The 23,993-nt window shown below is 37.6% G+C and carries 25 protein-coding genes; 11 read left to right on the forward strand and 14 right to left on the reverse strand.

The window, feature by feature from the left end; translation table 11 throughout:
- Positions 1-284: 284 nt before the first annotated feature.
- Positions 285-803 carry a pyridoxamine 5'-phosphate oxidase family protein gene (locus ACP3T3_RS08460; RefSeq protein ID WP_426479456.1) on the reverse strand — a complete coding sequence of 173 codons (519 nt, stop codon included), beginning with the start codon at positions 801-803 and terminating at the stop codon, positions 285-287.
- Between the two features lie 165 nt (positions 804-968).
- Here ACP3T3_RS08460 and ahcY point away from each other — a divergent pair, with 165 nt between their 5' ends.
- The 4 genes from ahcY (at position 969) to ACP3T3_RS08480 (ending at position 6,165) form a co-directional block, all read left to right on the forward strand.
- Entirely contained in the window at positions 969-2,282 is a 1,314-nt protein-coding gene (gene ahcY, locus ACP3T3_RS08465; RefSeq protein ID WP_123843016.1) for an adenosylhomocysteinase, read from the forward strand.
- Between the two features lie 275 nt (positions 2,283-2,557).
- Positions 2,558-2,950, forward strand: coding sequence for an inner membrane protein YiaA (gene yiaA / locus ACP3T3_RS08470; RefSeq protein WP_034699887.1), 393 nt, complete (start codon positions 2,558-2,560; stop codon positions 2,948-2,950).
- Between the two features lie 184 nt (positions 2,951-3,134).
- The gene (locus ACP3T3_RS08475; RefSeq protein WP_426479457.1) at positions 3,135-4,457 is read left to right on the forward strand and encodes a BspA family leucine-rich repeat surface protein; all 1,323 of its coding nucleotides are present in this window, start codon (positions 3,135-3,137) and stop codon (positions 4,455-4,457) included.
- A gap of 34 nt (positions 4,458-4,491) precedes the next feature.
- On the forward strand, positions 4,492-6,165 hold the full coding sequence (locus ACP3T3_RS08480; RefSeq protein WP_426479458.1) for a BspA family leucine-rich repeat surface protein: 1,674 nt from the start codon (positions 4,492-4,494) through the stop codon (positions 6,163-6,165).
- A gap of 55 nt (positions 6,166-6,220) precedes the next feature.
- Here ACP3T3_RS08480 and purE read toward each other — a convergent pair whose 3' ends face one another.
- A complete protein-coding gene (gene purE, locus ACP3T3_RS08485; RefSeq protein ID WP_034699885.1) occupies positions 6,221-6,724 on the reverse strand; it encodes a 5-(carboxyamino)imidazole ribonucleotide mutase in 504 nt (167 codons plus the stop codon).
- 189 nt (positions 6,725-6,913) lie between these two features.
- On the opposite strand from purE, the gene ACP3T3_RS08490 reads away from it, so the two are divergent.
- The 4 genes from ACP3T3_RS08490 (at position 6,914) to ACP3T3_RS08505 (ending at position 10,940) form a co-directional block, all read left to right on the forward strand.
- Positions 6,914-7,054, forward strand: coding sequence for a bacteriocin-like protein (locus ACP3T3_RS08490; RefSeq protein WP_426479459.1), 141 nt, complete (start codon positions 6,914-6,916; stop codon positions 7,052-7,054).
- Between the two features lie 143 nt (positions 7,055-7,197).
- Positions 7,198-8,106 carry a DMT family transporter gene (locus ACP3T3_RS08495; RefSeq protein WP_426479460.1) on the forward strand — a complete coding sequence of 303 codons (909 nt, stop codon included), beginning with the start codon at positions 7,198-7,200 and terminating at the stop codon, positions 8,104-8,106.
- 140 nt (positions 8,107-8,246) lie between these two features.
- Positions 8,247-8,810, forward strand: coding sequence for a hypothetical protein (locus tag ACP3T3_RS08500; protein ID WP_426479461.1), 564 nt, complete (start codon positions 8,247-8,249; stop codon positions 8,808-8,810).
- 6 nt (positions 8,811-8,816) lie between these two features.
- Complete coding sequence (locus tag ACP3T3_RS08505; RefSeq protein WP_426479462.1) at positions 8,817-10,940, forward strand: cation:proton antiporter; 2,124 nt, start codon at positions 8,817-8,819, stop codon at positions 10,938-10,940.
- Between the two features lie 290 nt (positions 10,941-11,230).
- Here ACP3T3_RS08505 and ACP3T3_RS08510 read toward each other — a convergent pair whose 3' ends face one another.
- Positions 11,231-12,343, reverse strand: coding sequence for a 5-(carboxyamino)imidazole ribonucleotide synthase (locus tag ACP3T3_RS08510; RefSeq protein ID WP_426479463.1), 1,113 nt, complete (start codon positions 12,341-12,343; stop codon positions 11,231-11,233).
- A gap of 24 nt (positions 12,344-12,367) precedes the next feature.
- Positions 12,368-12,919, reverse strand: coding sequence for a DUF1543 domain-containing protein (locus tag ACP3T3_RS08515; RefSeq protein WP_426479464.1), 552 nt, complete (start codon positions 12,917-12,919; stop codon positions 12,368-12,370).
- 97 nt (positions 12,920-13,016) lie between these two features.
- Between ACP3T3_RS08515 and ACP3T3_RS08520 the strand changes: the two genes are divergently transcribed.
- Together ACP3T3_RS08520 and ACP3T3_RS08525 are read left to right on the forward strand one after the other, a co-directional pair.
- Positions 13,017-13,847: a sulfite exporter TauE/SafE family protein gene (locus ACP3T3_RS08520; protein WP_426479465.1), complete on the forward strand. Its 831-nt coding sequence runs from the start codon at positions 13,017-13,019 to the stop codon at positions 13,845-13,847.
- The gene (locus ACP3T3_RS08525) at positions 13,847-14,230 is read left to right on the forward strand and encodes a DUF1634 domain-containing protein (RefSeq protein ID WP_426479466.1); all 384 of its coding nucleotides are present in this window, start codon (positions 13,847-13,849) and stop codon (positions 14,228-14,230) included. The genes ACP3T3_RS08520 and ACP3T3_RS08525 overlap by 1 nt, the downstream gene beginning before the upstream one ends.
- A gap of 3 nt (positions 14,231-14,233) precedes the next feature.
- On the opposite strand, the gene gloA2 is transcribed toward ACP3T3_RS08525, so the two are convergent.
- A complete protein-coding gene (gene gloA2, locus ACP3T3_RS08530; RefSeq protein WP_426479467.1) occupies positions 14,234-14,611 on the reverse strand; it encodes an SMU1112c/YaeR family gloxylase I-like metalloprotein in 378 nt (125 codons plus the stop codon).
- 21 nt (positions 14,612-14,632) lie between these two features.
- The gene (locus ACP3T3_RS08535; RefSeq protein ID WP_426479468.1) at positions 14,633-15,073 is read right to left on the reverse strand and encodes a nuclear transport factor 2 family protein; all 441 of its coding nucleotides are present in this window, start codon (positions 15,071-15,073) and stop codon (positions 14,633-14,635) included.
- A gap of 108 nt (positions 15,074-15,181) precedes the next feature.
- On the opposite strand from ACP3T3_RS08535, the gene ACP3T3_RS08540 reads away from it, so the two are divergent.
- On the forward strand, positions 15,182-16,264 hold the full coding sequence (locus ACP3T3_RS08540) for an endonuclease/exonuclease/phosphatase family protein (protein WP_426479469.1): 1,083 nt from the start codon (positions 15,182-15,184) through the stop codon (positions 16,262-16,264).
- A gap of 46 nt (positions 16,265-16,310) precedes the next feature.
- On the opposite strand, the gene ACP3T3_RS08545 is transcribed toward ACP3T3_RS08540, so the two are convergent.
- The 8 genes from ACP3T3_RS08545 to ACP3T3_RS08580 all read right to left on the reverse strand — a co-directional run bounded on the left by ACP3T3_RS08545 (position 16,311) and on the right by ACP3T3_RS08580 (position 23,968).
- On the reverse strand, positions 16,311-17,369 hold the full coding sequence (locus ACP3T3_RS08545; RefSeq protein WP_426479470.1) for a diphosphomevalonate/mevalonate 3,5-bisphosphate decarboxylase family protein: 1,059 nt from the start codon (positions 17,367-17,369) through the stop codon (positions 16,311-16,313).
- A 127-nt stretch (positions 17,370-17,496) separates the two neighbouring features.
- Complete coding sequence (locus ACP3T3_RS08550; protein WP_426479471.1) at positions 17,497-19,266, reverse strand: AMP-dependent synthetase/ligase; 1,770 nt, start codon at positions 19,264-19,266, stop codon at positions 17,497-17,499.
- Positions 19,263-20,276, reverse strand: coding sequence for an NAD-dependent epimerase/dehydratase family protein (locus ACP3T3_RS08555; RefSeq protein WP_426479472.1), 1,014 nt, complete (start codon positions 20,274-20,276; stop codon positions 19,263-19,265). The genes ACP3T3_RS08550 and ACP3T3_RS08555 overlap by 4 nt, the downstream gene beginning before the upstream one ends.
- A gap of 258 nt (positions 20,277-20,534) precedes the next feature.
- Positions 20,535-21,539, reverse strand: coding sequence for an MvdD family ATP-grasp ribosomal peptide maturase (locus ACP3T3_RS08560; RefSeq protein WP_426479473.1), 1,005 nt, complete (start codon positions 21,537-21,539; stop codon positions 20,535-20,537).
- Entirely contained in the window at positions 21,532-22,488 is a 957-nt protein-coding gene (locus ACP3T3_RS08565) for an MvdC family ATP-grasp ribosomal peptide maturase (RefSeq protein ID WP_426479474.1), read from the reverse strand. The genes ACP3T3_RS08560 and ACP3T3_RS08565 overlap by 8 nt, the downstream gene beginning before the upstream one ends.
- A 73-nt stretch (positions 22,489-22,561) precedes the next feature.
- The gene (locus ACP3T3_RS08570) at positions 22,562-22,786 is read right to left on the reverse strand and encodes a microviridin/marinostatin family tricyclic proteinase inhibitor (protein WP_426479475.1); all 225 of its coding nucleotides are present in this window, start codon (positions 22,784-22,786) and stop codon (positions 22,562-22,564) included.
- Between the two features lie 51 nt (positions 22,787-22,837).
- Positions 22,838-23,074, reverse strand: coding sequence for a microviridin/marinostatin family tricyclic proteinase inhibitor (locus tag ACP3T3_RS08575; protein WP_426479476.1), 237 nt, complete (start codon positions 23,072-23,074; stop codon positions 22,838-22,840).
- A 114-nt stretch (positions 23,075-23,188) separates the two neighbouring features.
- The gene (locus ACP3T3_RS08580; RefSeq protein ID WP_426479477.1) at positions 23,189-23,968 is read right to left on the reverse strand and encodes an alpha/beta fold hydrolase; all 780 of its coding nucleotides are present in this window, start codon (positions 23,966-23,968) and stop codon (positions 23,189-23,191) included.
- Positions 23,969-23,993 lie beyond the last annotated feature (25 nt).

A 23,993-nucleotide genomic window follows, 5' to 3' on the forward strand; every position in this document is an offset into this window, starting at 1 on the left:
TATTGGACAAAAATACTAAAAAGAAACCATTTTCAAAAAGATGGAAGCTGGGAGCCGGAAGATGGAAGTTACTATTCGTTATAAAAACAACAGATAAATAAAGTTAGAAGAATGCGTCGATGAAAAAAGGAATGAGGAAAGGAAGCTCGGAGCCGGAAGATGGAAGTTACTATTCGTTATAAAAACAAATTCAGATTAAATTAAAAATGGTTTATAAAAAACTGATTCTTTGTTTCCTTAATCTTTACAAACCGCCGGCTTCCCGCTCCCAGCCTCCAGCTTATCTATTTAGCCTGATGGTTCACATCATTTCTGTGCGCTACAATTTCAAGATTCGAATCTACGAAATAAGCGCTTCCGAATCCGTTTACATAAGATCCTTTCACAGGCTGTAAGGCAATTAAAATAAAATCTCCCATTTCAGCAATTACATCTACTACTTTTCCGTGAGCCTCTTTAAGTTGGGCAACAACATAAGTCCAGATTTCAGAATCTCTTTCAATCTGAGAAGTGGCCGCTTCAATCGTAAGACGTTCACGGGCATAGATCTGTTTGGTGGCAGACTCATCTTCAATAAACATGATGGATGTTTTTCTTCCGTCAGCAAGATTTTTAGTATGTTTTGCCATGAAAGACACCAGAATATAAAATGTGTGATCTACCTGTATAAAAGGAGCATAACTGGAATTCGGGTTTCCTTCCGCATCTACAGTAGCCAGGATAATACTTTTAGAAGCATTGATCAGTTCTTTTACTTTTGGAGCAACTGGTCTGGCTTTCTTTTCTGTATGGGTTTGATTCATATTATATATTTATCTGCTAAAATTAATTATTTATATTAAGACTAAATAATATTAAGTCATGTTTAATCTCATAAACCAGAACTTGATCTGCCGTTTTTATATCTTAATTATTAATCGTAATTTTGCCTTTCGTTATCAATTGAATTTAAAAATTATTCATTACATATGAGTACTACAACACAATACGTTCCTTATAAAGTTAAGGATATCTCCCTTGCAGAATGGGGTAGAAAAGAAATTACCCTTGCAGAAGCAGAAATGCCTGGTTTGATGGCTATCCGTGAAGAATACGGACCGTCTCAGCCACTAAAAGGAGCAAGAATCGCAGGATGTCTTCACATGACAATCCAGACGGCTGTGCTTATCGAGACTCTGGTAGCTTTAGGAGCTGAAGTGACCTGGTCATCTTGTAATATTTTCTCTACACAGGACCACGCTGCTGCTGCTATTGCTGCTGCAGGAATTCCGGTGTACGCATGGAAAGGTTTAAATGAAGAAGAATTTGACTGGTGTATTGAGCAGACTTTATTCTTTGGTGAAGACAGAAAGCCATTAAACATGATTTTGGATGATGGTGGAGATTTAACAAACATGGTTTTTGATAAATACCCTGAATTCACAAAAGATATCAAAGGTCTTTCTGAAGAAACTACTACAGGCGTACACAGACTGTACGAAAGAATGAAGAACGGAACTTTGGTAATGCCTGCAATCAATGTAAATGATTCTGTTACTAAGTCTAAATTCGACAATAAATACGGGTGTAAAGAATCTGCTGTAGATGCGGTAAGAAGAGCTACAGACGTAATGTTAGCCGGAAAAAGAGTGGTAGTTTGCGGATACGGAGACGTAGGTAAAGGTACTGCCGCTTCATTCAGAGGAGCCGGTTCTATCGTTACCGTTACGGAAATTGACCCAATCTGTGCGCTTCAGGCTGCTATGGACGGTTACGAAGTAAAAAGATTAGATACAGTAGTTGACAATGCTGATATCATCATCACAACAACAGGTAACTTCAATATCGTAAGAGGAGAGCACTTCCTTAAAATGAAAGATAAAGCGATCGTTTGTAACATCGGTCACTTCGACAACGAAATCGATATGGCTTGGTTAAACAAGAACTATGGTCACACTAAATCTGAAGTGAAGCCTCAGGTTGATATCTATACTATTGAAGGAAAAGAAGTAATCATCCTTGCAGAAGGTAGATTGGTAAACTTAGGATGTGCTACAGGTCACCCAAGTTTCGTAATGTCTAATTCTTTCTCTAACCAGACTCTGGCTCAGATCGAATTATGGAACAACTCTGCTGCTTACAAAAACGAAGTATATATGCTTCCTAAGCACTTAGATGAAAAAGTAGCTGCTTTACACCTTAAGAAATTAAGCGTAGAGCTTGAAACTCTTTCTCCTGAGCAGGCTGAATATATCGGAGTAGACGTAAAAGGGCCATTCAAGCCTGAATACTACAGATACTAAGATTTTAAATATGATATTATCCCACTATTTCTAAGATAGTGGGATTTTTTTATGCAGTGATATGGACTATCACAAAATGTCAATTTCGGATCACTTTGTAAAGATTCAATAGGAACGGACTTTAGTCCGTTTTATAAAATGGAAAAATTCACCGGCTTTAGCCCAAACTTAAATCAATAATATATCTGCTCCGGGTTTTACCTATATTTTCCCTCTGCTAGAGCTCTATTTCTAAAAAATGAATATCTTAGCCCTCTTAAATAAAACAGTAATCTATGAAAAAACAAAGAGTATCAAATGCATTTGTCGCTGCATCATGGGTAGCATTGGGAGCTGGAATGATTGGCTTCATTGTCGGTCTTGCAAGAGCTGAAATGCTGCTGAATGAAAAGGGATATTATTTCACTATCCTGCTTTATGGCTTATTTGCTGTAGTTTCGCTACAGAAAGCAGTACGTGACAGGTTGGAAAACATCCAGGTAACAGATATTTATTATGGAATCTGCTGGTTTGCCACCTTATCATCTATTGTACTACTGGCCATCGGACTTTGGAATGCCACCATCCTTCCAAGCGAAAAAGGGTTTTATGCCTTTGCCTTTCTGCTCGCGCTCTTCGGAGCCATTGCAGTCCAGAAAAATACCCGTGATAATATGCTTCAGGAATAAAGTAAAACTCTCCAAAACGGAGAGTTTTTTGTTTGTTTAAAATAAACAATATTCAAAACAATAATGAAAAATATTATTAATAATTTAAAATTTAATTATATTTATATCATAAAATAGAGATATATTTAAAAAAATACAAACATTTCTATTCTTACTTAAAAACTAATACCATAAAACAATAAACATGATTTTTAAAAAAATCTCTGTATTCATTTTCCTTTTGCTGATAGGTATAGCAAAAGCACAAAATGAGTTTATCACCATCTGGAAAACCCAGAATACCCAAAGTATAAAGTTTCCCGGAAGAGGAACCAATTTTAAGGTGTATTGGGAAGAAGTAGGATATCCTCAACACAATGGAACAATGAATAGCGTAACTTCTACTACGGAATTCATCATCAACTTAGGAGCACCATTACATCCTGTAGCATCTCAGGCCAGCTACAGGATCAAAATCAGTGATGGTAACGGAAGTTTTGATCAGGTGAGATTCTTCGACAATACATTAACTCCCACTTATAATGCTTCAGACCGCTCAAAAATCATCCAGATTACCCAATGGGGAAATATAAAATGGAAAAGCTTTGACAATGCTTTTGTATATTGTGATAATATGGATGTAACAGCCACTGATGTTCCAGACCTCAGCATGGTCACCAGTATGCGTCAGATGTTTTATTTATGTATTTCACTCATCGGAAACGCCTCTTTCAACACATGGAATACCTCTACCATTACAGATATGTATTATATGTTCGGGGATGACTATTTCTTCAACCAGCCCCTGGGAGACTGGGATACTTCGAATGTTACAGATATGTCTTACATGTTTGACTATACAGGATTCAACCAATCTTTAAGTAAATGGAACACGGCTAAGGTTACTACCATGGAGCACATGTTTCATGATTCAGGAAACTTCAACCAGGATATTCAAAACTGGAATACGGGAAGTGTCACCAATATGAACGAAATGTTCCGTAACACTGCTTTTAACCAAAATATAGGAAGATGGAATCTAAGTTCATTAACAACAGCTACCAGTATGTTTCTCAATTCTGCCATGAGCTGTCTGAATTATGATAAAACACTTTACGGATGGAGCCAGAACTCATTAACACCCACTAATATTAACTTATCAAGTACCGCACCATTGATTTATTCTCATGCTGATGCAGTAGCCGCAAGGAATTATTTAATCAATGATAAAGGCTGGACTATCTCAGGTGATGTTTACAATGGATTGTGTAACCAGGCACTTTCAACTTCTGAAAAAGAGACAGCCACTGAAACAGCAATCTTTCCTAATCCTGCAGAAGATAACATTTACCTGAGAAATATTCAGGATACAGTAAGTTACATCATTACCGATATGACCGGAAGAACTATTGTCAAAGAAAAACTTAAAAATAATCAGATTCATGTGAGTTTTTTATCACCGGGAAATTATATTCTGCAGATTTTCACAAAGAGTACAATGCATTCATTCCCGTTCATCAAAAAATAGTTACCAAAAAAACTAATCCCATAAACCTATAAACATGATCTTAAAAAAAATTCCAATCCTCATTTTTCTTTTGCTGATTTTTATGGCAAAAGCACAAGATGAATTTATCACAGTATGGAAGCCCAGCCTTCAGCCACCTTCATATGCTTATGCGGGAATTCCTGTTAACTCAAACAATAATCAGATCTGGTTTCCCGGAAGAGGGACAAATTACCAGATCTATTGGGAAGAGATTGGCTATCCTTCTCATAATGCTACTTTAACGAATGTAACTTCTGCCTATCAGATCCTGATTGATTTCGGAACTCCGCTTAATCCGAATCCGTCAGAGGCCACTTACAGACTCAAAGTAAGTAACGGAAACGGAAATTTTCATCAGATCAGATTTGCAGACTGGGATATACTAAATGATAACGGAATTGTAGGTGATGTCCATAAAATACAATTGATAGAACAATGGGGAAATATTCAATGGTCTTCTATGGAACAGGCATTTCAGGCATGTAAAATTTTAGATTTCACGGCAACAGACATTCCCGATCTGAACCTGGTAACCGATATGTCTTATATGTTTTCAGGATGCTATGCTTTAGTGGGAAATCCTACTATTAACAACTGGAATACAGCCAATGTAACTACTTTGCTGGGAACTTTTACAGGATGCTTTGTATTCAATCAGCCGGTTGGAAACTGGAACACTTCCAATGTTACTATGATGGGTATAACATTTAGTGTGGCAAAGGTTTTCAATCAGCCGCTGGCCAATTGGGACACCTCTAAAGTAACTGCAACTGCCGCAATGTTTAGTGGAGCTTATCAGTTTAATCAGCCAATTGGAAATTGGGATATGTCTAGTAATCTTGATGCCGAATTTATGTTTTCGAATGCTGCAAATTTCAATCAGCCGCTCGCAAACTGGAATACAACACAAATTATGGAAATGAATAATATGTTTTCGGGCGCAAAACTTTTTAACCAGGACATCAGCAGCTGGGATACCCAAAATGTAAAATTCATGCATGATATGTTTCATAATGCAGAAAGTTTCAACCGTGATATTTCCAATTGGGATACCAGAAAAGTAGAATGGATGCACGAAATGTTTAATGGTGCAAAAAATTTCAATCAGAATATCGGGAAATGGAATGTAAGTTCAGTGAAAGGTATGAACGACATGTTCAACGGTGCAATTACTTTTAACCAGAACCTGGGAAGCTGGAACCTCAGTTCATTACTATATGCTACCAATATGTTCAAAAATTCAGGACTTAACTGCCAGAATTATGACAGTATCCTTTATGGCTGGAGCCAGAATCCTTCAACTCCAAATAATATCAACTTATCCTCAGTTTCTCCTCTTACTTATTCCCATAATGCGGCCGTAACAGCGAGAAATTATTTAATAAACAATAAAGGCTGGACTATCAGCGGGGATACATATAACGGAGAATGCCAGTCCTTTCTTGGAACCTCTGATATAAAAGTGAAAGGTGAAATCAATATATACCCGAATCCTGCCACAGATATTATTTATGTGAAAAATTCCAATGCAAAAGATTTTACAATTATCGATCTGAGCGGAAGAATTGTAAAGGAAGGAAACCTGAACAATGACATGATTAATGTAAGCTCTTTACCAAAAGGAATTTACATTTTGCGCCTTATCATGAAAGAAGAAATGATCTCTTTAAAATTCATTAAAAAATAAGGAAACAAAAAAGCCTCGCCGTAAAGTGAGGCTTTTATTTTGAGTTTAATTATAGCTATTTGTCAAAATGATTGGGATGCTGAGCCTTAATATCATCTACAGTTCCTAATACTTTATCTTTCAACGAATCCTGATATTTCTGAAGTTTTGCAGCCACTTCTTCGTTACCGCTTCCTAAAATTTTTGCAGCTAAAATCCCCGCGTTCAGAGCTCCGTTCAAAGCTACGGTTGCTACCGGAATTCCGCCGGGCATCTGAAGAATAGACAAAACGGAATCCCACCCATCAATAGAATTACTGGACAAGATCGGAACGCCGATTACCGGCAGTGTCGTGCAGCTCGCTACCATTCCCGGAAGGTGTGCCGCTCCTCCGGCTCCGGCTACAATTACTTTCAGGCCTCTTTCCTGAGCAGTCTTTGCATAATCAAACATTCTTTCCGGTGTTCTGTGTGCCGAAACAACCGTCAGTTCGTATGGAATATCCAGGCTTTTCAAAAAATTTGCAGCCTGTTCCATGATCGGCAGATCGCTCTGGCTGCCCATTATAATTCCTACCATCTTCAATTTTTATTAGATTGTCAAAGATAAAAAATTAAAATCTTTTTTTAAGATACATTTCCTCCTGTCCTTCCGGACAAAAAACATTTCACTTTATAAAATTAATAAAGAAGTTAAAATTTGTTAATTTTGACTCACTTTTATCATTTTTTTCCAATATTTGTTTCACCAACATAAAATTTATTCGAAATGAAAAATTTAAAAAAGCTTAAAAAAGAAGAACTTAAAAAAGTTTTAGGAGGTATGGAGGCCTGCTCATTCCAACTTTGCTTTAGGAATGGCAAATGGTTATGTGTTCCTTTTGACACATGCGGAGGATTCCAACCTTAAAAAGCCAAAAGGAGTACATTTTTTAATGCACTCCTTTTTCTTATATGTATTTCAGTTTTCTGTACCTTCAAAAAATACAGCAGCTGTACCCATCTGTTTTATTTCATAACAGGTATATTTGTTTGTTATATCTACTATTCACATTGAAAGATTATAAACTTACTTTTGCATTACTTACTGTTGCCATTGTATGGGGAACCACCTTTTTGTCAATCCGGGTGGCAGTGGAGACTATTCCCGCATGGTTTGTAGCAGGAATACGTCAATTTCTTGCAGCTGTAATCATGTTTCTTATTCTTACTTATAAAAAGGAATTTAAATGGATTGGGTGGAACAATCTGAAATATCAGTTTATCTTTTCTGTTTTAATGCTGGTCATTGCCAACGGAATGACAACCGTAGCCGAAGAGGAAGTTACCAGCAGCCTGACTTCACTGATAAGCGCATGCTCGCCTATCCTGGTATTTTTCGGGAGTATGGCTTTAGGACTTCAGAAATTCAGCTGGCGGGCTTTTGCAGGGGTCATTTTATGCTTTAGCGGAATCCTGTTCATATTCTGGGACGGCATCAATGATCTTAAGAATCCGGACTATGCCCTTGGCATTCTCTTTTTATTTATTGCCATTGCAGGGTGGGCTTCCGGAACAATTTTTACAAAAAAACTTAATATACAAAGCGGGAATATTTCATTGAATCTTTTTTACCAGTTTGCATTTGCCGGTAGTATACAAATCATTTTTGCATTTCTTTTTACGGACAATTACAATTTCGGAAACTGGAGCCCGAAAAGTATTTCTGCCATGCTTTATTTATCATGTTTCGGTTCTGTAGCTGCATTTTTTGCCTTTCACTATTCGCTTACCAAAGTTTCTCCTGTTCAGGTCTCTATATTGGCTTATATCAATACTGTAATTTCTATTTTTTTAAGCTGGCTGATTCTTGATGAAAAAATTTCCGGTAAATTCATCATTGCAGCAGTACTTATTATTCTAGGGGTTTTTGTTATTAATTACAACCCGGCAATGTTTAAAAAACAAAGAATAGCTTCATAAAGCAGAAAATAATCTCAATAATCTCAGCCGGCCTATTCCGCTGTTTTTTAATGCATTAAACACAATTAAAATCAGATCTGTTGTGCACGGTTTCATATTTCCTTCATTTTTCTTATATTGGATACTCCAACCTATACAATATGCTGAAAAACACATTTTTTTTATTTCTGGCAGCTTCTTTTCTATTGGTAAGCTGCGATTACAAAGAGAAGGAAAAGAACCTGACAGACAGGGAAAAACAATTATTAGAGAAAGAAAAAATATTCGCTAAAAAAGAATCCGAGTATCAATCGCTCCTGAAAATGAGAGACAGTATTTTTGCGAAAAAAGATTCTGTAGTGATCGCTGCATGGCCCGCAGAAATTGCAGGTCCATGGAACGGAAAAGTAATCTGTACAGAATCCAGCTGCAGCGAATATGCTGTGGGTGATCAGCGTACTGATATTTGGGAATTTGATAATGATTCTACCCAGCCCATTACGAAAATTATCAATAACAATAATCTGGTAAGGCTGTATACGGGCAAGTTTGAAAATAATGAGATCAGACTGTCTTTCAAAACCGATTCTACAGCGAAAAAGAATGTAGAAATGAGCGTTCTTCTTAATGATATTTCGGACAACAAGATCAAAGGTACAAGAACCATCACTTCTGATGGCTGTACCGCGAAGTTCTCTGTTGAATTAGTACGTTCCACAAAATAAACACTTATGATTTTACTGAGTATACACAACCTGAGTCTTCCTATAGAAGATCCTGTACTGAAGTTCCTGCTGGTACTGGTTATCATCCTGGCAGCACCGCTGCTGTTAAATAAAATTAAAGTTCCGCATCTTTTGGGACTTATCATCGCCGGGGCAATCATTGGTCCGAACGGATTCAATGTACTGTCCAGAGACAGCAGTATTGTCGTAACCGGGACTACCGGGCTGCTTTACATTATGTTTCTGGCAGGGCTTGAGATTGATATGGGAGATTTCAAAAAAAACAAATGGAAAAGTCTTACCTTCGGTATCTATACCTTTACGGTTCCTTTTATCCTGGGATACCTGGGCGGCTATTACCTTCTTCACTTCTCCATGCTGACTTCTATTCTGTTTGCCAGTCTTTTTTCATCCCATACCCTTATCGCTTATCCATTGGTAAGTAAGTTGGGAATTGCAAAAAACAAGGCTGTTAATATTACAGTCGGAGGTACAATGATCACAGATATTCTTGCCTTATTGGTTCTTGCCGTGATTGTGGGAATGTCCCAGGGAGATGTAGGAACTGAATTTTGGGTCAAATTGTCCGTCTCCTTTGTAGTTTTTGCATTAATTGTATTAATTGTATTTCCCATTATAGGACGCTGGTTTTTCAAAAGAGTGGATGATAAAATCTCACAGTATATTTTTGTGCTGGTCATGATTTATCTGGCTGCCATGCTGGCTGAGCTGGCCGGCGTAGAAGCTATTATAGGAGCATTCTTTGCAGGACTGGCTTTAAACAGACTTATTCCCCATACTTCTTCTTTAATGAACAGAGTTGAGTTTGTGGGAAATGCCATCTTTATTCCTTTTTTCCTGATCAGTGTGGGAATGCTTATTGATTTCAAAGTATTCTTCAAAAGCTGGGAAACCCTGGAAGTTGCAGGAATTATGCTGGCAGCGTCTATCGGAGGAAAGTATCTTTCTGCTGTAGCGACTCAAAAAACATTTAGGCTGACTAAAGAAGAAGGAAAACTGATCTTCGGACTGAGCTCTGCTTCAGCGGCAGCGACACTGGCTTCAGTAATGGTAGGATACAACATCATCCTTTCTGAAACTGAAACCGGAGAGCCTGTAAGATTGCTGAATGAACACGTATTGAACGGAAGTATTTTGCTGATTCTTATTTCATGTACCATCTCCTCTTTCATTTCCATGGCGAGTGCTCAGAAAATTGCGGAAAGCGATAATGAAGACACCGTATCCGGAAATACACATGAGGAAGAGAATATTCTTTTAGCTATCAATCATGAAGCCACTGTTGAGAGAATGGTAAATCTCGGGATACTGATTAAAGCGCATTCCAATACGGAAGACCTTTTTGCCCTGAATGTCATTAATGAAGATAAGAATGAGTCTTCGGTAAAGAATGCCGAGAAACTTCTCCACCAGGCAGCCGATGCAGCCGCAGCCGCTGACGTTAAACTACAGGCCTTAAAAAGATATGACAATGATGTCATTAATGGGGTGAGTAACGTTATTAAAGAACAGAAAATCACAGATCTGATCATAGGACTGGAAGATGAAAAAGGATTCTCTCCGTCTTTCGTATATAATCTTTACAATGGTTATCTGCAGAATGATGATGTGAATGTATTGGTATATCATGCGGCGCAGCCACTTTCCACCATAAAAAAATATGCGGTAATGATTCCTGAAAATGCCCACCAGGAAGCAGGATTCTTCCATGCATTGCTGAGGGTGTGGAATATTGCCAGAAACTCCGGAGCCACAGTTGTTTTCTATGCTCCGGAAAACATTCTTGACATTCTTCAGAAAATCATTAAAAAAGCCAATATAGAAGCTGAATTCATTATTATGAATACATGGCAGGACGGCGAAAGAACGGCTGCCGAGCTGAAAGATGATGAAGCCCTGATCATTCTGATGGCTAAACGCGGTATGAAATCTTACATTCCAAGAATGAGACTGATTCCGGAACTTCTGAACAGGAACCTGAAAGATAACAATTACCTTCTGATTTTCCCATTCTCAGAATATGATAAAAACAGCCCGGAAATACGTTCTGTAGGCAATCATGGGGATTTTGTAGAAATCGGGAATGTGATTCAGAAGATTTTTAAGTAAGAGATTGGAAGCTGGAAGAGGAATGGTGGGGGTTATCTATGGCAAATAATCACTTTTTCTTACATCATCAAATATTGATTCATCAATAGGATCGGCCCGATATAAACAACATGCATGCATTTGGCTTTGGCCGAAACCTAAAATTAAGTTTTGGTTAAAGCCAGTTGAATTTATAATCATTTATAGACGAACAGGCTAAAGCCCGTTTCTATTGAATTGATGGCAGGCAATATAAAAACGGAGCTGCTTTTAAAGATAAAAGCAGCTCCGTTTTTATTATTTTAAACTGATTACTCAGCAATCACTCTTACCATTCCCTTCACCATAACAAGCTTTTCCATAAGCTCTTCTCTGGAATCTGCAAGAACATTGATATGTCCCATTTTTCTTCCTGGTTTGGTTTCGGTTTTCCCATATAAATGGATGTACGTTTCAGGTAACTTAAGAACATCTTCCATTCCTTCATAGACTACTTTTCCTGCGTATCCTTCTGCTCCAACAAGATTCAGCATTCCGCTGTAAGTAATGGCATCAGTATCAGCTAAAGGTAAGTTTTTTACCACACGGTACATCTGCTCAAACTGGGAATTCGTATTTCCTTCCTGGCTCTGGTGTCCTGAATTGTGAAGTCTCGGAGCCGTTTCATTCACCCATACTTTTCCTTCTTTGTCAAGGAATAATTCAATGGCGAATAATCCCGGAGAATTTACGGCATTCAAAAATTTCTCTGTGATAGAATCAATCTGGTTCTGAACATCTTCTGTAAGAAGTACCGGACATACATTGAAATCTAAAAGATTAAGCTTTGGATCAGCCACCATTTCCGTTACAGGGAAAATATTGGTTTCTCCTTTCTCATTTCTCGCTACAATGACAGAAAGCTCTTTATCAATATCTACAAGACTCTCAATGACAGAAGCCTCAGTCCATAAATGCTGATAGTCTTCTTCCGTTTTAATGACCTGTACTCCTTTCCCGTCATATCCTCCTGTATTCATTTTCTGAACAAATGGCAATGGCATGATCACCTTTTCATCGCTGCTCCATACCACCTGGAATTCCGGACTGGGAATATCATGAGCTTTATAAAATTCTTTCTGAAGGATCTTTTGCTGGATTGTTTTGATGATATTGGCATTAGGAACAACTTTTATTCCCTGTTTTTCAAGTTCGGCCAACGCATCAGCATTTACATGTTCTATTTCAATGGTTACAACATCTTTGTCTTTTCCGAAGTTCAGCACCGTTTCATAATCATTGAAATTTCCCTGCGTAAAATACGAGATATTATGACATGGTGCATCAGAAGCCGGATCGAGGGTATAAAACTCATCATCATATTTCAGTGCACTTTGTATCAGCATTCTTCCCAGCTGTCCGCCTCCCAGAATTCCTATTTTCATTTTTTATTTTTATTAGATTTATTTTTATTGGATTTTATCAATTTTTAAATAACCAAGTCCCATAGGGTTTTCCTGATTTTCAGCATCAGATTTTTTAAGAATGATGGAATACTTTTCCTTCATCTGAGCCGGAAGAATATCACTTACATTGAAAATATCATCGATATCCACTCCATGTTTATCATCAATATGACTTACCGCTCCTTCAAATCCCATGGTCTGATAAAACTCAGTAGCTTTTGCTCTTTTTACAATTTCACCCATAGACTGCCCTACCATCAGGTGCTGTTCATGAAATTCTTCAAAGAAACCAGGCTTATATCCTCCTAAATTGAGGAAAAACAGCTGATCCTCTGATGTTTTTTCTCCTTTTTCTACAATCTCCACTTCATACCCGTCAGCAAACTTTACTTCCTGATAACAGTCCAGATGGATTTTTCCCTCTGCTTCCTTCCAAAAGTCTTTTATATCCGGAACCAGATCTTTAAGGTGTTCCGCTATTCCGAAGAAAACATCATGCTGCTCAATATTTCTTCCTTTAGGAGTTGCCCCAAGGATGATATAAAATAATTTCATTACGTTTTTCATGCATACAAAAATACGTTAAATTTATCTTTTTCAAATGTTTGGCAGACTAGTACAATAATTTTATATTTGTAACATTATTTGTAGTATGTCAGAAATTATCATACTCTTCCTTGGTGCAATTTCCGCGGGTCTTTTGGGCTCACTTACAGGTCTAGGAGGGGGAGTTATTATCATTCCTTTATTAACGCTTGGTTTTGGCGTTCCCATGCATTATGCTATCGGTGCTTCACTTATTTCTGTGATCGGAACCTCTTCCGGTGCGGCTGTAGCTTTTGTAAAAGAAGGTTTTACCAATATGAGAATCGGGATGTTTCTCGAGATAGCCACCACAGCGGGAGCTATTGTTGGTGCCTTGGTTTCGGGAATGCTTAACCCGAATACCATTGGAATTATTTTTGCAAGCATTCTTCTTCTTACAGTTATTTTAAATCTTAAAGGCAAGCCTGACCACCAGGAGCCGCTGATTAAAGGAAGCCTGGAAGAAAAACTAAAATTGTACGGAACATTTCCTGATAAAGGGGTTTTGAAAAACTATTCCGCAAGAAATACAGTTCCAGGATTTTTAATGATGATGTTTGCAGGGGCAATGTCCGGTCTTTTAGGAATAGGTTCGGGTGCGTTAAAGGTACTGGCAATGGACAATATGATGAAACTGCCTTTCAAAGTATCTACAACGACCAGTAATTTTATGATTGGAGTAACGGCAGTAGCGAGTGCACTGATCTATTTCCAGAGAGGAGAAATCATTCCTGTGATCGTAGCTCCTGTACTGATAGGTGTTGTGATTGGGAGTTTTATCGGTTCAAAAACACTGATGGTATCCAAGACCAAAAAATTAAAAATATTTTTTGCCATTGTGATTACCATTCTTTCAATTTACATGATGTATAACGGGATCAACAAAAGCTTCAGATAATGAAAAAGAATTTTACAGATGTAGATCTGAACCGTTCCGTAGGAAATCTTCTGAGACTGGGCGTTATTCTATCTGTGGCTACATCACTGATCGGTTTTATCAAGCTGTTTATTGAAGGCTTTAAAATGCCTGAAAAATATACCAGCCTTGTCGTAGGCACATCTTCTGAAAAAGTATGGGGACACTTCTGGAATTCTCTGTGTAAAGGAGAAGGGATGGCTATTATTCAGCTGGGTATTCTTCTCTTGATCTTCACTCCTTTGATGAGGATTGTTTTTGCTTTAATCGGTTATTTAAAAGAAAAAGACTACGTGTATGTAGTCATTTCTTCCATTGTTTTGGCAATTATGGCTGTAAGCTTCTTTGCAGGCTACGCCCACTAATTTTTACATTTCATAAAATTCCAGCGGCAGCTGATCGGGATCCTGGGTAAAGAAAAATTCTTTTCCGGTGAATTCGTCGATACGGATTTCTTCACAGCTTAATCCTTTTTCCATCAGCTCATTTCGCTTTTCCGAAACATTTTCAACAGAAAAAGCGAGATGTCTTAGGCCACATGCTTCGGGACGTGACGGGCGTTGCGGAGGATCAGGAAAGGAAAATAACTCTATCACATAATGATCCCCGATTGCCAGATCAAGTTTATAGGACCGCCTTTCCTCGCGGTAGACTTCCCGGATGATATTCAGATTTAAAATTTCTGTATAAAACTTCTTTGAAACTGTGTAATCAGAGCAAATAATGGCAATATGATGAATTTTCATTTTTTTACTGTTTAAACTTTATCATTGTATCTCTTTGCAGCTATCTTTTCTTCTCGTATCAATAATATACTGAATTTTCCATTCATTATTCTGTTTTACCAGCTGAAAACTGTTAGCTCCACAATGTGATAATTTTCCCTTTAAATAAAAAGAATAAGGAGTAAACACGCTTGCCAGGTTTCCGTCTGTATGAATGGCTTCTATGGTAATCCTTTCATCCAGTTCTCCTTTTGAAAATTTAGAAACCGAAGCAATGAAATCCTGTATGCTGTCACTTTTTACAATACCGTCTTTTGTTATGGTCTGGAGAACTGCATTTTCTGCAAAGGCCGATTTTACCAGTTCTGGATCTGCATTTTTCATGCCAAGGAATACGTTACGGATAGGCTTTTCAATATCCTGATTTTGCTGGCCAAAAGCTGAAATACTGATCAGAAGAAGAAATACAGTTATTTTATTCATACAATAGATTTAGATTAATAAAAATAGATAAAATAAAATTTAAATTGATTAATACATTTTAAAATTCATTTTCCTTAAATTGCAGCAAAATTATTTCAGATTTTTCATATGTGGATTATTTATATGGCACTGGCCATACTTTTGCTGGTCATGACTATATTACCGAAAATTCAGCATTCTCACTGGATATTCAGGGTTCCTGAATTCGCAAAAATACAGGTCACCTATCTTATATTTTTCACTTTTATATTAGGCTTTTTCAGTCATTCTGGAGAATATCTGTGGTATAGCCAGGGGCTTTTATTTATTCTGTTTGTTCATCACAGCAATACCCTCATCAGGTATACGCCCCTTTATCCTGTAAAAAAACACAGACAGCAGCACAAATCCTCAGATAAGCTGCGCTTTATATCGGCCAACGTTTATCAGTTCAATAAGGAATATGACCGATTCGCCAAACTTATAAAAAAATACAATCCGGATTTTTTCATGACTATGGAAAGTAACGGCGATTGGGAAAAAGCAATGAGATCGCTGGAAAAAGAATATCCTTACCAGCATAAAGTGACTCTTGAAAACACCTACGGTATGCATTTCTATTCAAGAGTTGAAATTAAGGAAGCCAGAACTCATTATTTTGTTGCAGATGATATTCCAAGTATTGAGATCCATATGAAAACTGCTGATGGTTTTTCTTTTGTGTTCTTTGGCGTTCACCCGCCGCCGCCGAGTCCTACCGAGGAGGAAACCTCAAAGGAAAGAGATGGTGATCTTTTAAGTACTGCCAAGCGTGTGAAAGACATCAAAGAGCCTGTTATTGTGGTAGGCGACTTTAATAATGTTGCCTGGTCAAGATCATCTGTACTTTTCAGAAAAACAAGTCATCTTATAGACCCGAGAGTGGGACATTCTTTTGTTTCTACCTTTCATGCAAAGTACCGTTTTTTAAGGTTCCCTATTGATCTGATGTTTCACAGTGAAGATATTTTTATTAAACAGCTGAAGACACTGGAAAATTTTGGTTCAGACCACCTGCCGGTATACTGTGAGTTTTTTATAGATCATCACAATGATGAACAGGAAGAACTGATAGAAACGGCAACTTCCGAAGAAAAAGCTGAAGCTGAAGTCATGATAAAGGAAGGAAAGCAGGAAGATGGTGAACGGGAAGCTGTTGTTACTGAGGACTGAGCATAAAAAAGTGGGCTAAAGCCCACTCTTATTGAATATTTGTTATTTAAAAATTCATTACATCCTTCACTACTCCATTTTTCTGAGTGTGCTGTAATAATTCAGCTTCAATGAAGATTTTAATCTGTTCTTCAGAGCCATTACTTGGGAAGAGAAGGTGAACATTAGCTCCAGCATCCAGCGTAAAGAATAAGGGATATCCTGTTTCTCTTCTAAAATCCCAGATTTTATTGATCACTTCCAGCGTACCCGTTTTCATTAGAATAAAAGCCGGTTCGCTCATCATCATCATCGCATGTAGTGTAAGTGCTTCGTGCTCTACTAATTTGATAAAGCTTTCCATATCCCCGTTTTTCAGAATCTCCTTCATCGGAACAAAATTTTCTCTGGCTTCCTGGAATCTTCTTTCTGCATAGGGATTGGTATTCATCAAACCATGCCCTACCGTTGAAGAAACACTCTTCTGTCCTTCGTGGATCAGCAAAACCCAGTCGTTAAAACTTTTGAATACTTCATGAATTTCAGCATCCGGATATTGTACTCCGAACAAATCTGAACTTTCTTCTACCTCATCAGTTTTTCCCCATACGACGAGTCCGTTATATAAGCTTCGGCATGCGCTTCCACTTCCTAATCTTGCTAAAAATGAAGCCTTTCTTAAAGATTCTTCCTCAGAAGTTTTTCCTGTAAATGAAGCATCCAATGCCATCAGACATTTTGCAATGGCCCCAAATCCTGAAGCTGAGCTCGCAATTCCTGAACTGTGCGGAAATGTATTTTCTGTTCTAATAATATATTTCCCTTTTAAAATCCATGGAAGGTACTGCGCTATATTTCTGAAATATTTCTCAATTTTCTCAGCAAATTTCACCTCTTCATTTCCCGCCAGAAACGTCTGCACTGAAAAAGGTTCATTCGCAGTAAACTCCATTGAAGTATTGGTTTTGCAATGGTTCAATGTATAACTGATACTAGGGTTGGCAGGAATCTGATCAGCATATTTCCCCCAATATTTAATCAGCGCAATATTAGACGGACAGCTCTCTGTAGCCGTTTGTGTATGAATATTGAAATCATCTTTTCCTATAAAATCTTGTGTCGTCATAGTTTAATTTAAGTCATTATTTTGAACCACCCCGTCAAAATTCTTTGAATTTTCGCCACCCCTCCAGGGGAGAGGAATTTTCACATCTCCAGTTGTAATTAAACGTGAAAACAGGAGATCAAAAACTTTAATACATCTTCTCTATAATATCCGCGTATTTTTTGATCACTACATTTCTCTTGACCTTCAATGTAGGAGTAATTTCTCCTGTATTGATATCAAATTCTGCCGGCATCAAAGTGAATTTCTTCACTTTTTCATAATCCGCCAGATGGCTTTGCAGTTCTTTAATTTTTTCTTTATAGAGATCGATTATCTTTTCATTTTTTACCGCATCTTCCCAATTCTTAAAAGGAATATTATTTTTCCTGATATAATCCTGTAAAAACTCAAAATTAGGAACAATCAATGCAGAGACAAACTGTCTTCCTTCTGCAATCAGCATAATCTGCTGGATAAAATTATTATTGGTCAGAAGATTTTCAATCTGTTGCGGAGCGATATATTTTCCGTTGGAAGTTTTCATCAGGTCCTTAATTCGGTCTGTAATAATCAGGTTGCCTTTATCATCAAATTTTCCGGCATCACCGGTTTTGAACCATCCGTCTTCTGTAAACACCTTTTGGGTTTCTTCAGGCTTATTATAATACCCTTTCATGATTCCGTTGCCTCTGGCCAGGATTTCATCATTTTCTCCGATACGCATTTCCACTCCCGGCAATGGTTTTCCGCTGGTGCCGTGTTCAAAATGAGTTAAAGGAAAAAGGGTCAATGTAGCTGTGGTTTCCGTTAATCCGTATCCAACAGTTACGTGAATTCCTACTGATTCAAAAAAGCGGGTAACTTCCGGTGACAAAGAGGCTCCGCCACAAGGTAAAAACCAAAGTCTCCCACCCATTTTATCTTTAATTTTGCTGAAAACCAGCATATCTGCAACAGATTCCTTAAATTTTAATCCAAAAGGAATCGGTTTTTCATTTCTTCTCAATTCTGCAGTTTCCCATCCGGTTTTAAGTGCCCAGTCAAAGATTTTTTTCTTTAAAGATGAACCTTCTTCCGCTTTTTCTAAAACTCCTGCATATACTTTCTGAAAAAATCTCGGTACGGCACACATCGCTGTAGGCTTTACTTCTTCCAGTGCTTTGGCTACATTTTTAGGATCTTCAAGGAAATAAACGCGGGCACCGCCATATAAACAGAGTAAGCTCCAGCTTCTCTCAAAAACATGGCTTAAGGGTAAAAATGCCAGTGAAAGCTCTTCTTCAAAGTTTTTAAACTTAAAAAATTCAAAATGAGAATCGAAAGCTTTGATGAAATTTCCATGGGTAAGCATTACTCCTTTCGGAATTCCGGTGGTTCCTGAAGTATAGATCAATGTGGCTGTATCATCATTTTCCTTCTTACAGATTTCCAGTTCCGGTGAAGCTTTAGCAATAAAGTCTTCAAGATAAAAACTGTTGAGCTCCTTCTTGATCCACACAGCTTTTTTGGAAACAATAATTATTTCCAGGTTATTTTCTTCTTTATGTAAAAATTCAAGACAGGCATCATACTGCATCTGGTTTCCCACTAAAACAGCTTTAGCCCCTGAATCATTAATGATATGTTCTGCCTGCTCGGCATTATTGGTGGAATAGATGGGCACCGTAATAGCACCGATAGCCATTGAAGCCAGATCCATGATCATCCATTCGGAGGAGTTATCTGAATAAATAGCGACTCTGTCATTCTCCTGAACTCCAGCTTCCTGTAACGCATTCGCTGTTTTAAAAATAATCTCACTGAATTTTTTCCAGCTCAGCTCTTTCCAGGCTGCATCTTTCTTTTTAAATCCGATAGCCGCTTTTATGGGATGTTTTTCTACATTTTTAAGGATAATTGCCTCTGCAAGATTCATTTCTTCAGCTTTTTGTCGTTAATATAATTGTTCAGGTGAAAGTCTATGCTTTCTTTTACAGGAATAAACTGATAGTTCAGTTTTTCTTTGACTTTTTGGTTGGAAATGGTGTTGAATGAAGATATGGCCTCAATATTTGATTTGGTAACCATTCTGAGTTTTGGAATCAGCCATCCGAAAAGAGTATTGCCTATTCTTCCGATATTTAATACAGGCTGCGAAAGAATTCTGGCATCTTTAAGTCCCAGCCGGGTTCTGACCTGTTTGGCAAGGTCAGCATATCTGTTATTTTCAGCGACAATGATAAAACGTTCCCCGAAAAAGTTATTTTCCATCAGCCCGATTGCGGTATTGGCTACATCTCTCACATCAACATAGGCAGAACCACCCGAAAAAGTAAAGCTATTGTCTTCGAAGGTTGAGAAAAGCTCACCGCTGCTTTGGTTCCAGTTTCCGCTTCCTATAATCATTCCCGGATTGATAATGACTACATTAAGGCCTTCTGCTGAAGCCCTCCATGCTTCCATTTCGGATAAATGTTTTGAAATAGCATAGGCAGAGTGTTCCAGCTTCGGATTAAAATCAGAATCTTCGTCCAACTCTCCTTTTTCATTAAAATTATCAAGAACAGCAACAGAGCTTACATGGAGAAATTTTTTAACATCTGATCCTTCACAGGCAAACAAAAGATTCTCTGTACCTTTGATATTTGTGCGGTACATTTCTTTTTTATCTTTTGGATGAAAACTTACTTTTGCAGCACAGTGATACACCTCATCTACACCCTGAAGTGCAGTTTGCAGAGAATCGAGATCATCAAAATCTACGTTTACCCATTCGATTTTGTTGAAAAAATCGTCAGGATTCTCTGTATAAAAGCTGTATGAATGCCTTACTTCGTTTAAATTGCTGCCCGGCCGTTTGGAAGCACGTACATTTTTACCTCTTTTAAGAAGTTCCAGTACAATTATTCTTCCCAGAATTCCGGTAGCACCTGTTACAAAAATCATTAATTATTTACTTGATTGCTGACTAAAATATAACAATATTTTCTATCCGGCAATTCTTTCCGGATCAGTGAAAATTCATTAGAAAAACTGCTTCTGCAAATTTGCGATTTTTAAAGCATAATTCAACTTTATTTAACCAATATTATCATTCAAAAATCTATAAACCGGAAAAATTTTAGCTGCAGCAGGTAAGTAAATATAAAAGTCCTGAAAGAATTGACAACTTTCAGGACTTCTATTATAAAAAAGCACTTTATTTTAAGCCATTACTTCATTATTTCTTCTTGGAGCCTTATCACAAAGAACATCTGCAATGCTTTTGGAAATGAGATTTCCTTCTGTAAGATTATCCAGCCAGAAAAATTCTCCTGCAGCATTGATCTCGATGAAATAATATTCGTCTTCAGGGGAAACAATCATGTCTATTGCCCCATAATCTACATTGTAAATATCAAGCAGCTCAAGCAGTTTTGCCTCCACATCTCCCGGAAGTTCGGTTCGGGTCCATTTATCAATCAGGTTGACTCCATCTTTTCGCCAGTCTATTTTTGCATCTTCAGACTGCTGGGAATCTATTTCAAATGCATAAACGTCTCTTCCTACAATGGTAATACGAAGTTCTTTTTTCTTTTGAATCATCTGCTGAAACTGCATCGGACAATACAGCAGTGAATCCAGCTCTTCCAGTTTATCTTCACCCACAACGTTGGTAAATACTACATTTTCGACACCGTTTTCATAGATGGCAAAGCCGGTCTGCATTTTAGCCACTACATTCTGATGCTTCAGAATAAATTGTCTTGCTTCATCAGGATTATTGGTAAGGCAGGTTGCGGGAATGGTAAGACCCAATTTATCTGCAATTTTCAATTGTTCTTCCTTGCTGTCAAGTCTTCGGTACACGCTGGGTTTACCTAAAGAATACGCATCTACTGATTCGAAGAATCCAAAAAGTGTATTTCTGATCTCTCCCATTGCGGCACCGTAAAACTTAGAGTCCATTTCTTCTTTTAAGCCTTTTCCGATGTTATAGGCTCTTCTGTACCAGATGGCTGAAATATCATCTAAACGATGTTTTGCATCAGGGGTTTCAAGAAAACTTACCCATTCTCCATCCTGAAAAATAGTGGACAGCTTATTTTGTAAAGGATATACATCCACATCAAAGCGAATGACTTCACAGTTATTTTTTTCAATGTATTCTGTTACTTTTTCAATAGAAAAATTATCTGCGGTATGAGTGATAATTAAAATTTTATTCATGGAAATTGATTCTTTTGATAAGATTGTCGGCAATTCTTTCTGCAATGGGAAACCCCAGTTCTTTCTGCAGCATTCCCCATTCTCCCTGGGGGTTGACCTCAAGAAAATAATAGGCTCCGTCTCTTCCCTTAATCATATCGATAGCTCCTAGATAAAGCCCCATTTCCTTCATCATGGAAGTGAGATTGACTTTAACAGAATCAGGAAGGTCATATGCTGACCAGAAATACCCTTCCCGTGCTACTCTCCAATCTGCATTTTCGCTGTTATTGATCTTTCCTGTGAAGAAATCACCATCTATATAGACAATTCTCAATTCGTATTCTTTGTCAATATAGGGCTGGAAGATCATCGGACAATATGCAATATCGGAAAGATGCTTAAGCGATTCTTCTTCAATAATGGTGGTGGAAATCATATTTTCACCTGACATTGTTTTCGCGGTGACTCCATGAAGCTTTGCAATGGCTTTTCCGTGACAGTACTGATGGAAAAATGTTGTTATTTTTTTTTCATCATTGGAGAAAATGGTTTTAGGAACAGTTAAGTTATTTCTTTGTGCTGTTTTCAGTTGAAATATCTTATTACCATCTGCTTTTTTTTCATTTTCATAAGGGTTGATCCAGGGAATATCTTCCAGGGCAGTTATCAGATTGTATCTCAGGCTTCCATATTCGTTGAGAAAGATTCTTTCATAATCCTGATCCAATTCTTCAGGGGCACTTATTCTCCAGGCTTTTCTATGCCATACTCCTTTAATATCATCAGAATGGATGCTGTTTCCGGATTCATCTGTCAGTTCAAATGAATTTTCGTGGATGCTGATCTTCTGAAGATGGTTTAGCCGGTCAGAATTGAGTCTGAAATAGGGAATATTCTGTGATGCCAGATATTCAAAAAAGATATCGATATTATAAAAATCCTGGGAGTGGGTGATGCAGAGAATCATTTGCCGGTTTTATTAAAAAGGGAAACTTAATGTTTAAGCTTCCCTTACTATTTATTTAATATTCTATTTTCTCTTACAGTGGAACAATGATAGTGTCATCATCACCGTCAGACGGATATTTCAGCGTGTGCATCATATCGTCTTGCGGAGAGGTTACAACATCTACTGCCGGCTTTGTAATTACATCTCTTTCAGGAATTGTAATATCACCTCCTCCTTTTACCGTTTCTGGGTCCTTAACCTGTTTTTCCAGGAATGATGCGAAAAACGGTTTCTTCTTTGAGTTATTGCTTTTCATAATGTTTTAGTTTTGTTTGATTTATAACTAGTTAAGCTTGATGTATATTTCTTACACGTCTAAAACATCCTCATCTCCGTCAGAAGGATATTTCATGGTTACATTGTCATTATCAGGCTTTGTAACACTGTCCTGAAGAGCTGTCGTGATCTGATCATTGATTGTTGTAGTAATCTGATCTGTAAGCACGGAAGTAATTCCTCCTCCTTTTACTGTTTCAGGATCTTTAACCTGTTTTTCTAAGAATGACGCAAAAAACGGCTTCTTTTTTGAATTTTTGTTTTCCATAAGTTAATATTTTTATTGTTTTGGAAATCCAAAGTACAAAAAATTCAAGTCATGGAGAAATAATATCATGTTTTAATAAAATTTTAACACAATATCTAAAATCAAAGTATAAAATCAATTTAAACCAAGAAATTCTTTCACAACATTTGCAAAATCAACCGGATTTTCAGCCTGCACCCAATGTCCGGCATTTTTTACCGTTACCACTTTGGCTTTAGGGAACTGCTGCTTGATTCCGAATTCGTCCTGCGGCAGGATATAATTGGATTTTGCTCCTGCTATAAAAAGGGTTTCACCTTCAAAAACTCCGAATTTAATTGCGTTGGATACAAATTCAGTATATTTTTCAGATAAAGTTTTAAGGTTGAATCTCCAGCCCAGTTTTTTATTGTCATCCCAATACAGGTTTTTCGTTAAAAACTGCACGGTAGATCTTTCCGGGATGTATTGGTTCAAAACTGCTTCCACTTCATTTCTGGAAGTTACCGTATCAAAATCAACGGTTTCCAGCGCTTTGATAATTCCCTGGTGATGCGGCGGATATGCCTTGGGTGAAATATCTACAACAATCAGTTTTTCAACGCGTTCAGGATATTTTATCGCAAACTGCATCACAGCTTTTCCTCCTAAAGAGTGTCCTAAAATGTGTGCTTTCTGAATTCCGTAATGATCCATATAATGCGCAATATCGTCTGCAAGATCATCATGGGACATATTTTCTGAGTGAAAGCTTCTTCCATGATTCCTAAGGTCGATCAGATGCACCGGAAGATATTCTCCCAGATCTTTTCCAAAGCTACCCCAGTTGTCAAGCATTCCAAATAATCCGTGAAATACTAAAAGCGGCGTATTGGTTAGATTTTCGCCGAATATTTTTGAGTTTAAAATTTCCATTTTCTTAGAAGTTAGAGGTGAGAAA

It is taken from the genome of Chryseobacterium sp. CBSDS_008, assembly GCF_049959325.1.
Taxonomy (GTDB): Bacteria; Bacteroidota; Bacteroidia; order Flavobacteriales; family Weeksellaceae; genus Chryseobacterium.